Annotated in this window: 9 protein-coding genes; all 9 read right to left on the reverse strand. The window is 63.8% G+C overall.

All coding sequences use genetic code 11. The annotated features are described in order from the left end of the window. Nucleotides 1-97: 97 nt before the first annotated feature. The 9 genes from AC0L2Z_RS08200 to AC0L2Z_RS08240 all read right to left on the reverse strand — a co-directional run bounded on the left by AC0L2Z_RS08200 (nt 98) and on the right by AC0L2Z_RS08240 (nt 10,336). A complete protein-coding gene (locus AC0L2Z_RS08200; protein ID WP_473627471.1) occupies nt 98-412 on the reverse strand; it encodes a Dabb family protein in 315 nt (104 codons plus the stop codon). Between the two features lie 10 nt (nt 413-422). Next, nucleotides 423-2,051, reverse strand: coding sequence for a GMC family oxidoreductase (locus AC0L2Z_RS08205; protein WP_473627472.1), 1,629 nt, complete (start codon nt 2,049-2,051; stop codon nt 423-425). Nucleotides 2,052-2,063: 12 nt separating this feature from the next. After that, the gene (locus tag AC0L2Z_RS08210; protein WP_473627474.1) at nt 2,064-2,825 is read right to left on the reverse strand and encodes a 3-ketoacyl-ACP reductase; all 762 of its coding nucleotides are present in this window, start codon (nt 2,823-2,825) and stop codon (nt 2,064-2,066) included. Then, entirely contained in the window at nt 2,822-4,324 is a 1,503-nt protein-coding gene (locus AC0L2Z_RS08215) for a GMC oxidoreductase (protein ID WP_473627475.1), read from the reverse strand. Before AC0L2Z_RS08215 ends, AC0L2Z_RS08210 begins: the two co-directional genes overlap by 4 nt. A 5-nt stretch (nt 4,325-4,329) precedes the next feature. Then, on the reverse strand, nt 4,330-5,445 hold the full coding sequence (locus AC0L2Z_RS08220; protein ID WP_287343843.1) for an ABC transporter ATP-binding protein: 1,116 nt from the start codon (nt 5,443-5,445) through the stop codon (nt 4,330-4,332). A gap of 4 nt (nt 5,446-5,449) precedes the next feature. Beyond that, the gene (locus AC0L2Z_RS08225) at nt 5,450-6,394 is read right to left on the reverse strand and encodes a carbohydrate ABC transporter permease (RefSeq protein WP_091600410.1); all 945 of its coding nucleotides are present in this window, start codon (nt 6,392-6,394) and stop codon (nt 5,450-5,452) included. Next, a complete protein-coding gene (locus AC0L2Z_RS08230; protein ID WP_236392586.1) occupies nt 6,391-7,347 on the reverse strand; it encodes a carbohydrate ABC transporter permease in 957 nt (318 codons plus the stop codon). Before AC0L2Z_RS08230 ends, AC0L2Z_RS08225 begins: the two co-directional genes overlap by 4 nt. Nucleotides 7,348-7,511: 164 nt before the next feature. Further along, nucleotides 7,512-8,765: an ABC transporter substrate-binding protein gene (locus AC0L2Z_RS08235; RefSeq protein ID WP_473531556.1), complete on the reverse strand. Its 1,254-nt coding sequence runs from the start codon at nt 8,763-8,765 to the stop codon at nt 7,512-7,514. Between the two features lie 59 nt (nt 8,766-8,824). After that, entirely contained in the window at nt 8,825-10,336 is a 1,512-nt protein-coding gene (locus tag AC0L2Z_RS08240; RefSeq protein ID WP_473627476.1) for an aldehyde dehydrogenase family protein, read from the reverse strand. Nucleotides 10,337-10,352: the final 16 nt, after the last annotated feature.

Genomic DNA, 10,352 nt, shown 5'->3' on the forward strand with positions numbered 1-10,352 from the left:
CGCGTCGCGTTCGACCGACCTCACGCGACGCGCTTTAGATTGTTGTTTTATGCATGCCGTTAACGCAAAACCGCTGCACACCTTTGCGCGACATGCATTAAGCGCCTATCTCGAGGTCGAACACCATCAGCCCGTCGGTTCCGCCTTCAAGCGCCGCGACCAGCCCAGCGCCGGCTCGGCTGTGAGCCTCATGCACCAGATAGGCGTCGCGTGCGGCGGCATCGCGGAAGTCGATGGTGAAGCCGTGCGTGAAGCCGCGCGCGAACGGTTCTGGGCTGACATTGGCGCTGAATTCGACCTTGCCCATACCGTCGATCACCCGCCGCAGCGCCTCAAGATCGGCATGGATTGCCGCGCGCTCTTCGTCGGTGATGTCATTGCGGAATCGAGCTAAAACACAATGCCTGATCATTCTTGGAATCTCATGCCGCTTGGTTGGTGGAAAACACGGCCGGCGGCAGCGGGACGCGGCCAAGGATCAGATCGGCGCCTTTTTCGCCGACCATGATGGTTGGCGCATTGGTGTTGGAGGATGGGATGCGCGGCATCACCGACGCGTCGCAGACGCGCAAGCCCTCGATACCACGCAGCCTGAGATCGGGCGTCACCACGCTCATCGCATCATGACCCATGCGGCAGGTGCCGACAGGGTGGTGGTCGGTCTTGGAACTGCGGCAGGCATAGTCGAACAGCTCGTCGTCACTGGTGAGTGTCGGTCCCGGCAGCACCTCGCGCAGCACGTAGGGGGCCAGCGCTTTCTGCCGCATGATCTCGCGTGCCAGCCTGAGGCCCTTGATCGACATGTCGCGGTCGTAGGGATCGGACCAGTAGTTCGGGTCGATCAGCGGGTGGTCGGCGGGGTCGGCGCTGTTCAGCCGGACCGTGCCGCGCGATCGAGGGCGCAGGAAGGCCGAGTTCAGCGTCACGCCCGGATTTTTCAGTTTTTCGACACCGGCCTCGATGCCGGAGCCGAGGCCGAGATGCAGCTGGATATCGGGCGAGGCGGCGGTCGGGTCGGCGTACCAGAAGCCGCCGGTCTCGAACAGGCTGGAGGCAACCGGACCATTTTTCAACAGCAGGTACTGCAGGCCGGCCCACACCGTCCGGTGCAGCTTGGCGTAGTTGTCGTAGGTGTGGTCGCCGGTGCATTCGGCAATGACGAACAGGTCGAGATGATCCTGCAGGTTGGAGCCGACGCCGGGCAGGTCGTGCACCGGCGTCACGCCGACCGACTTCAGATGGTCGGCCGGGCCGATGCCCGACTGCATCAGCAGCTTCGGCGAGCCGATGGCGCCGGACGAGACGATCACTTCGCGCTCGGCGCGCAGGGTTTTCTTCTCGCCGCCCGGCCTGTCGACGATCTCGACACCGACGGCGCGGCCCTTGTCGATGACGATGCGCGTGACCAGCACATCGGTCCTGACGGTCAGGTTTTTTCGTGCGCGGATCGGCCTGAGATAGGCGACCGAAGCAGAGGAGCGTCTCGCGTCCTTCTGGGTCAATTGATAATAACCGACGCCTTCCTGGGCTACCCCGTTGAAGTCCGGATTGAAGGGAATGCCCATCTCCTGTCCGGCGCGGAAATAAGCCTCGCAGATCGGCAGCGCCGCAATCGGGTTCGACACGCCGAGCGGACCCTGGTCGCCGTGAAAATCGTTGGCGTAGCGCTGGTTGTTCTCGGCCCGCTTAAAATAGGGCAGCACGTCGCGATAGCCCCAGCCGGCAAGGCCCTCTTGCTTCTCCCAGGCGTCGTAGTCGCGGGCATTGCCGCGCGTGTAGATCTGGGCGTTGATGGAGGAACCGCCGCCGATCACCTTGGCCTGCGTGTACCGGAAGACGCGGTCCTTCATGTGCTTTTGCGGCACGGTCGACCAGCCCCAGGCGGCGATGCCCTTGGTCATCTTGGCGAAGCCGGCCGGCATGTGGATCAGCGGATGCCAGTCCTTGCCGCCGGCCTCGAGCAGCAGCACCTGATGCGACGGATCTTCGCTCAGCCGGTTGGCCAGGACGCAGCCGGCCGGGCCGGCGCCGACGATGATGTAGTCGGTCATGGCGTCACCTGTTCACAGTCTCGGCACCGACAGCGCGCCGTCGACATTGATGATCGAGCCGGTCGAAAAGCCGAGCTTGCCGCCGGCGAGTGCGGCAACGGCGGCGCCGACATCGGCGGCTTCGCCCCAGCGCTTTGCCGGCACCAGCCCGCCGTCGATCAGCGCGTCGTATTTGGCCATTACCCCTGACGTCATGTCGGTGCGGATGATGCCCGGCCGCACCTCGAACACGCCGATGTTTTCGGCGGCGAGGCGCAGCGCCAGGGCTTTCACCCACATCGAAAGTCCGGCCTTGGAGATGCAGTAGTCGGCACGTTCCGGCGAGGCCATTTCGGCGCTGACTGAGGTGATGGTGATGATCGATTTCGGGTGATCAGCCGGCGCCGCAAGCATCGCCCTGGCAACGGCCTGGCTGAGGAAGACGGTGCCGCGCAGATTGATGGTGAGGATCCGGTCGAAATTTTCCGGTTTCAATTCCAGCAGGTCGCCGCGTACCACAGCGCCGATGCCGGCATTGTTGACCAGGCAGTCGATGCGGCCGAAGGCGCTTGTCGCGGCATCGACCAATGCTGCATGGCGGTCGAGATCGGCGATGTCGCCGCAATGGTAGGCGAATTTCGCACCGCGGGCGGTGATGTCAGCGGCAAGCCCGTCGCCGGCTTTCTCGGCAAGGTCCACGACAAGCATATCGAAGCCCGCATCGGCCAGCGCTTCGGCGCAGGCAAGGCCGATGCCGCGCGCGCCGCCGGTGATGATGGCTGCCGGACGGCTCATGCGACTAGCTCCGTCTTGCGGATGTGGTCGGCAACGCGCAGCGCTTGTGCGGCGATCGACAGCGCCGGATTGACCGCGGCCGAGTTCGGCAGGAAGCCAGCGTCGACGACAAACAGGTTCCTGTGGTCGAACGAGCGGCAGAACGGGTCGAGCGGCGAGGTTGCCGGATCGTCGCCCATCTTGACCGTGCCGCACTGGTGCGAAGGCGTGCGCTTGTCGAAAGGCCGCGACAGGACGATCGGATAGCCGCAGGCGCGGAAGTTTTCACGCATCACCTTGGTCAGCCCGTCGAGTGACTGCATGTTGGAGCGCCGCCACTGCATGACGATGTCCTTGCCGTCGACCATGATGCGGCTTTCGGGGTCTGGCAGGTCCTCGCACATCAGATACCAGTCGACGGCGTGGCCGGCCATGAAGTCCAGCGCGAATTTGGGTGCAAGCTTGACGTTGGCCCTCAGGATATGACCGTCGATCTTGCCGAGAAGCTGGACGTTGCCGAGCGGCTTGCCGCCCTTGCCGTCGGATAGATAGTAGTCGTTGAGCATCAGCGTCTTCTGGTAGACGGAGGTGTTCCTGCGGCGCGGATCGATCGCCAGCATGGCGCTCGAATTGTGGTTCATGAAGTTGCGGCCGACCTGGTCGGAGCGGTTGGCAAGGCCGTTTCCGTTCGGGGACGGCGAACGCAGCAGGATGGCGGCGGAATTGACCGCGCCGGCCGAGAGGATGACCAGTTTCGGCGTCACTTTCGTCAGTATGCCATTCTGGCGATAATGAATGGCGGCGATCGTCCTGGCTTCCGGTGAGGCTTCGAGGTATTCGACATGAGCACCGGTCTCGAGCCTGATGTTCGGGTCGGCAAGTGCCGCTGTCAGCGGCCCCGATTGGGCGTCGACCTTGCCGGTCCCGGTGTTGGGAAACGCGTCCCAGCCTGTCTTGCCGTCCTTTAGCCAGGCATCGATGTCGACGCCGAGCGGCAGCGATGCCGGATGCAGGCCGAGGCCCATGAGTTCGGCGCGGGCGCGGGCGATCGGCGGCTCGTCCGGCACCGGCCCGAAGGGGTAGGGGATCGAGTGGAACGGTTCGGTCGGGTCTTCGCCGAGTGCGCCGCGCACGCGAAAAAGCTGCTCGGCCCTGGAATACCAGGGCTCGAATTCCTCATAGGAGAACGGCCAGGCCGGCGAGACGCCGCCATAGTGTTCCATGACGGAAAAGTCTTCCCTGCGGTAGCGGATCAGCACCGCGCCATAGAATTTCGAATTGCCGCCGACATAGTAATAATTGCCGGGATTGAACGCAGCACCCCCGGCCTCGCGCCACATCTCCTTCGGCCGGTAGTGGCCGTCGACGAAGATGGCGCGCGTGTCGCGCGTGTGCGGCGTCGCCGGCAATAGTTCGCCGCGCTCCAGCATCAGGATCGAGGCGCCACTGCCGGCAAGGCCGGAAGCGATCGTGGCGCCGCCGATGCCGGAGCCGATAATGACGATGTCCGGGTTTGTCATGGCTGTCAGAGGATGCGGTTCTCGGTCGCCGGATCGAAGAACACCGCCTTGGTCAGATTGAAGGCAAGCGGCGTGACCGTGCCCGGCTGGATGTTGGCGTCGGCGCGCAGACGCGCCACCACCGCCTTGCCGCCGAGATTGGTGACGGCGAAGGTGTCGGAGCCGGCCGGTTCCACAACCTCGATGTGACAGTCGGCGGTGGCGATGTTCGATGCGTTGCGTTCGGCTCCTTCAGGATCGGTCAGGGCCTCGGGACGGACGCCAAAAATGATCGGCTTGTCGTGGAATGCCGACAGACCAGTCGGCGCATCGGCCAGCGGCAGCGAGATCGGCTCGCGCGCCTCGCGCTGCAGCACCACGGAAAGCGCATTGCCATTGCCGCCGATCGTCGCCGGGATCAGGTTCATCGCCGGCGAGCCCATGAAGTCGGCGACGAACAGGTTGGTCGGGTTGTTGTAGATTTCGGCAGGCGTGCCGAACTGCTGCACCTCGCCGTCGCGCATCACCGCAATCTTGGTGGCCAGCGTCATCGCTTCGATCTGGTCGTGGGTGACGTAGACGATCGTGGTGCCGGTGGTTGCGTGCAGCCGCTTGATCTCGATGCGCATGTCGACGCGCAGCTTGGCGTCGAGATTGGAGAGCGGCTCGTCGAAGAGAAACAGCTTGGGGTCGCGCACCAGCGCCCGGCCCATGGCGACGCGCTGACGCTGGCCGCCGGAAAGCTGGCTCGGCTTGCGCTGCAGGAGGTGGCCGATCTGCAGCACCTTCGCCACCTTGTCGATCGCCTTCTGGCGCTCCTGGGCCGGCACGCCGCGCATCTCCATGCCGAAGGCAATGTTTCCCGCAACGGTCATGTTCGGATAGAGCGCATAGCTCTGGAACACCATGGCGATGTCGCGCTTCGAGGGGTGGAGGTCGTTGATCGTGCGTCCGTCGACACGGATTTCGCCTTCGGTGATAGTTTCCAGGCCGGCGATGGTGTTGAGCAAGGTCGACTTGCCGCAGCCGGACGGGCCGACCAGGACGAGGAAGCCGCCCTTTTCGAGATCAACGTCGATGCCCTTCAGGATCTCGACCGATCCGAACCGCTTCCTCAGCCCATCAATTTCGAGAAAAGCCATTCGATTATCCTTTGACGGCGCCGGCCATCAGGCCGCGCACGAAATAGCGGCCAGCGACCACATAGACGAGAAGGGTCGGCAGTGCGGCGATCATCGCCGCCGCCATGTTGACGTTGTATTCGACGACACCGGTCGAGGTGTTGACGACGTTGTTCAGCGCCACGGTCATCGGCATCGCGTCGCCGGTGCCGGCATAGGCCGAGGCGAACAGGAAGTCGTTCCAGATGTTGGTGAACTGGTAGATGACGGTGACGACGAAGATCGGCATCGAATTCGGCAGCATGATGCGCCGGAAAATCTGGAAGAAGCTGGCTCCGTCGACCTGTGCCGCCTTGACCAGTTCGGTCGGGAACGCCTCGTAATAATTGCGGAAGAACAAAGTGGTGAAGCCGAGCCCGTAGACGACGTGGACAAAGACCAGGTTGACCGTCGGATTGCCCAAGCCGAATGAAAATCCCGTAGCGTTTCGCAGCGTCACGCCGAAACGGCCAAGGCTGCCGAGGATCGTCGCCATCGGCAACAGCACCGACTGGAACGGAATGAAGCAGGCAAACAGCATCAGTCCGAAGACCAGCGTGTGGCCGCGGAAGCGCCATTTGGTCAGTACATAGCCGTTGAGTGCGCCGAGCAGCGTCGAGATCAGCACCGCTGGAACCACCATCTTGATGGAATTCCAGAAATAGCCCTTGATCCCGGCGCAGGTCAGGCCGACGCAGGTCTCGCCCCACGCCTTCAGCCACGGCTCGAAGGTCGGCGCCTGCGGCAGCGCCAGCATGTTGCCGTTCTGGATCTCGTCCATGGTCTTGAACGAGGTCACCAGCATGACGAACAGCGGCATCAGGTAGAACAGCGCGAACAGCGCCAGCAGGCCGTAGATGACGATGCGGTTGACGGTCCTGGCGCTGATGCCGCCAGTGCTCTGGCGAGTGGGCGTGGCAATGACGCTCATCGCGGCCGCTCCCTGAGCTCGGAATAGAGATAGGGCACGATGATCGCGGTGATGGTCATCAGCATGATCACGGCGCTGGCCGAGCCGACGGCCATTTCGTTGCGCTTGAAAGTGTACTCATACATGAAGTTCGACGGCAGCCAGGCCGAGCCGCCCGGCCCGCCGCTGGTCAGTGCTACGACCAGATCGTAGGACTTGATGGCGAGGTGAGCGAGCACGATGAAGGCCGAGAGGAAGACCGGCCGCAGCAGCGGGATGACGATCCGGCGATAGAGCTGGAACGTGGTGGCGCCGTCGATCTGCGCCGCCTTCATGATCTCGCCGTCGATGCCGCGCAGGCCGGCGAGGAACATCGCCATGATGAAGCCCGAGGCCTGCCAGACGCCGGCGATCACCACGGTGTAGATGACGAAATCCTTGTTCTTGATCCAGTCGAAATGGAAGCTCGTCCAGCCCCATTGATGCAGCGTCTGCTCGAGGCCGAGGCCGGGATCGAGGAACCATTTCCAGGCGACGCCGGTGACGATGAAGGACAGCGCCATCGGGTAGAGATAGATCGGCCGCAACATGCCTTCGCCACGGATCTTCTGGTCGAGCAGGATGGCCAGGAAAAGGCCGAGCGCCAGGCAAATGAAGATGTAGAGAAAGCCGAAAATGCCCATATTGGTGATCGACGTGTACCAGCTCGACGGCGGGTCGCTCTCGAAGGTCCAGCGCCACAGCCTCTGATAGGCACGCGGCCCAGTCAGCGCATAGGACGGGAAGGTCTTGGAGTTGGTGAAGGACAGATAGACCGTCCACAGGATGAAGCCGTAGACGAAGACGATGGTGATCGCAAAGCTTGGCGCCAGCACGATCTTCGGCAGCGCGTCCTGCAGGCGCGAACGCACCGACGCGCCCGGGCGCGCATTATGCTCCGGCGTCAGCTTGATCTGGGTCGCGACCGTTGTCATGGGCTCCTCCCTCGCGGGTCCCTTCACCGCCAGGCGGGGAAGGATAGCCCCGTCGAGACGGGGCGTGTTGGTTGATCGCCGGCGCCATTCCGACCAGAAGCCGACCATCCTGGCTTGGTGGAACCTTCCCCACCGGAGCGGGGAAGGTCCTTTCATGCCGGTTCTTATTTGGCGTCTTCGATTGCGTTGACCAATTGGGTCACGGCCTCGTCCGAGGTCTTGATCTGGCCGTGGACGAATTTCGAGACGACGTCCTTGTAGGCATTGGCGACGGCCGGCGGCGCGCCATAGCCTTGCGCCAGCGAACCGAACAGCGTGCCGCCTTCGTTGGCGGCCTTCAGGTCGGCCATGCCCTTCTTGCCGCAAGCGTCGAAGTCGGTGTCGGGCACGTCGGTGCGGGCCGGGACGGAGCCCTTGACGACGTTGAAGGCCGACTGGAAGCTCTTCGACAAAGTTGCGGTGGCCAAGGCGACCTGCGCGGCCTTTCGGTCCTCCGGAACGTCGAACATGCCGAACATGTCGGAGTTGTAGACCACGCTGCCGTCGGTGCCCGGGAAGCGATAGCACAGGAAGTCGGTGCCCGGGGTCTTCTTGGCGGCGTTGAATTCGCCCTTGGCCCAGTCGCCCATCACCTGCACCAGCGCATCGCCCTTGATGACCATGGCGGTGGCGAGATTCCAGTCGCGGCCGGAGAAGTTCGGGTCGACATAGGTGACGAGCTTGGCAAGGTTGTCGAACGACTTCTTCATCGTGTCGGATTTCAGCTGCTCTTCGTCGAGGTCGTTGAAGGCCTTTTTGTAGAACTCAGGTCCGCCGGTCGACAGCACGACCGAATCGAACATGGTGGCTTCCTGCCAGTTCTGGCCGCCAAGCGCGAGCGGGATGACGCCCGCAGCCTTGGCCTTGTCGAGCAGCGCGATGAATTCGTCGAAGGTCTTGGGCTCGGTGCCGCCGATCTTGTCCATCACCGCCTTGTTGATCCACAGCCAGTTGACGGAGTGGACGTTGACCGGAGCCGCGACCCACTTGCCGTCATAGACCGAGAATTTCTGCAGGGCGGCCGGCACGGATTTGTCCCAGCCTTCCCTAACCGCCGCCTCGGTCAGGTCGCCCATCACGCCGGCTGCGGCGTAATCGAGCACGGTATAGCCGAGCATCTGCGAGGCGGTCGGGTAGTTGCCCGCCGCGACCATCGCCTTCAGCGCGGTCATGGCGGCGTCGCCGCCGCCGCCGGCCACGGGCACGTCCTTCCAGGCAAAGCCTTGCTTGGCCAGATCCTCCTTGAGCACGTTCAAGGCAGCCGCTTCGCCGCCAGACGTCCACCAATGCAGCATCTCGACTTCCTTGACGTCCTGGGCATGGGCCGCGAACGCAAGACCCGAGCCGAGAGCCGTTCCGATAAGCAATTTGCGCAACATGTACTTCCTCCCTTGTTGCAGCTACACGACCGGCGGCTGTCCGCCGGGTTCTTCACAGCTCAGCCGACCCACCATCCGGTGCGCTGGCCGCGATGAAACTGGATTGTCTTTTCCTCGGTATAATCCTCGACGGCGCGCTTGCCGAGTTCGCGTCCGAGACCGGATTGCTTGTAGCCTCCGAAAGGCAGCTCGGGATAACCTTCCATGAACGTGTTCACCCAAACGGTTCCCGAACGCACACTCCGCGCCACCGACATGCAGGTGTCGATGCTGGCGCTCCACACACCCGCCGATAGACCATAGGGCGTGTTGTTGGCGATGCGCAACGCCTCTTCAATCGATCCAAACGTCAGTACCGACAGCACCGGGCCGAACACTTCCTCACGTGCAATGGCCATGTCTTCGGTGACGCCGCGAAGGATGGTCGGATCGAGATACTGACCGGCACTGGAGGCGATCTGCTTGCCGCCGCTATAGACGCTGCTGCCGTCGTTTGCCGCCGCCGCCACGTAGCCGGTGACCTTGGAAAGGTGCTCGGAAGAGATCATCGCGCCGACCTTGGTGCTGTTGTCGAGCGGATCGCCGACGGTGACCCTGGCGGTGAGCGCCTTCACTGCGCCGAGGAAGTCGTCGGCGATCGCCTCATGGACGATCAGCCGGCTGCCGGCGTTGCAGCATTCGCCGGCGTTGAAGAAGCCGCCGAACACCGCCGCGTCGGCGGCGGCTTCGAGGTCGGCATCTGGAAAGACGATCTGGCCGTTCTTGCCGCCGAGCTCCATCGAGACCTTCTTCAGCGCGTTCGCAGCCGACGCCATGGTCATCTTGCCGACCCGGGTGGAGCCGGTGAACGACACCATCTCGACCAGCGGATGGCTGACCATCGGCGCACCGACATCGGCGCCCAGTCCAGCGAGGATGTTGACGACGCCGTCCGGCAAGCCGGCCTGCATCAGGATGCCGCCGAGCACGAAGGTCGAGGCCGAGGTCATCTCGCTCGGCTTGACCACTGCTGTGCAGCCGGCGGCGAGCGCGAACGGCAGTTTCTGGCTGACGATGAGGAACGGAAAATTCCATGGCGTGATGATCGAGACGACGCCGATCGGTTCACGCAGCACAACGCCCAGCATGGCGTCGCCGAGATTGGCGTAGCTCTCGCCATGGAGCGTGCGGGCAAGCGCCGCGGCATAGCGCCAGATGTCGACGCCGCCGCCGATCTCGCCGCGCGCCTGGGCGATCGGCTTGCCGGATTCCAGCGCGTCGAGCCGGGCAATCTCCTCGAGCCGCGCCTCGATCAGGTCCGCCGCCTTGAGCAGGATCGCGGCGCGCTCGCCGGCCTTCATGCGCGGCCAGGGGCCAGTCTCGAAAGCCTTGTGCGCGGCCTGTACCGCCGCCCCGACTTCCGCCGCGCCGGCTTGCGCATAGCGCGAAACGGTGAAGCCGTGGCCGGGGCTGTTGCGCTCCAGCGTGCGGCCGTCGCGGGCATCGACGAACTTGCCGTCGATCAGCAGCCGGTAGGTCTTCGGTGCCGCGGATGCCTCGGCGGGCATGGCGATCTCGAGGGGCAAGTTCATGTGGGCTTCCGTTTGC

The organism is Mesorhizobium sp. WSM4850, assembly GCF_055811735.1.

What these genes read in the sequence shown, in the direction of transcription:
- AC0L2Z_RS08200 (WP_473627471.1), bottom strand. Translation starts at nt 412, where the DNA reads ATGATCAGGCATTGTGTTTTAGCTCGATTCCGCAATGACATCACCGAC.
- AC0L2Z_RS08205 (WP_473627472.1), bottom strand. Translation starts at nt 2,051, where the DNA reads ATGACCGACTACATCATCGTCGGCGCCGGCCCGGCCGGCTGCGTCCTG.
- AC0L2Z_RS08210 (WP_473627474.1), bottom strand. Translation starts at nt 2,825, where the DNA reads ATGAGCCGTCCGGCAGCCATCATCACCGGCGGCGCGCGCGGCATCGGC.
- AC0L2Z_RS08215 (WP_473627475.1), bottom strand. Translation starts at nt 4,324, where the DNA reads ATGACAAACCCGGACATCGTCATTATCGGCTCCGGCATCGGCGGCGCC.
- AC0L2Z_RS08220 (WP_287343843.1), bottom strand. Translation starts at nt 5,445, where the DNA reads ATGGCTTTTCTCGAAATTGATGGGCTGAGGAAGCGGTTCGGATCGGTC.
- AC0L2Z_RS08225 (WP_091600410.1), bottom strand. Translation starts at nt 6,394, where the DNA reads ATGAGCGTCATTGCCACGCCCACTCGCCAGAGCACTGGCGGCATCAGC.
- AC0L2Z_RS08230 (WP_236392586.1), bottom strand. Translation starts at nt 7,347, where the DNA reads ATGACAACGGTCGCGACCCAGATCAAGCTGACGCCGGAGCATAATGCG.
- AC0L2Z_RS08235 (WP_473531556.1), bottom strand. Translation starts at nt 8,765, where the DNA reads ATGTTGCGCAAATTGCTTATCGGAACGGCTCTCGGCTCGGGTCTTGCG.
- AC0L2Z_RS08240 (WP_473627476.1), bottom strand. Translation starts at nt 10,336, where the DNA reads ATGAACTTGCCCCTCGAGATCGCCATGCCCGCCGAGGCATCCGCGGCA.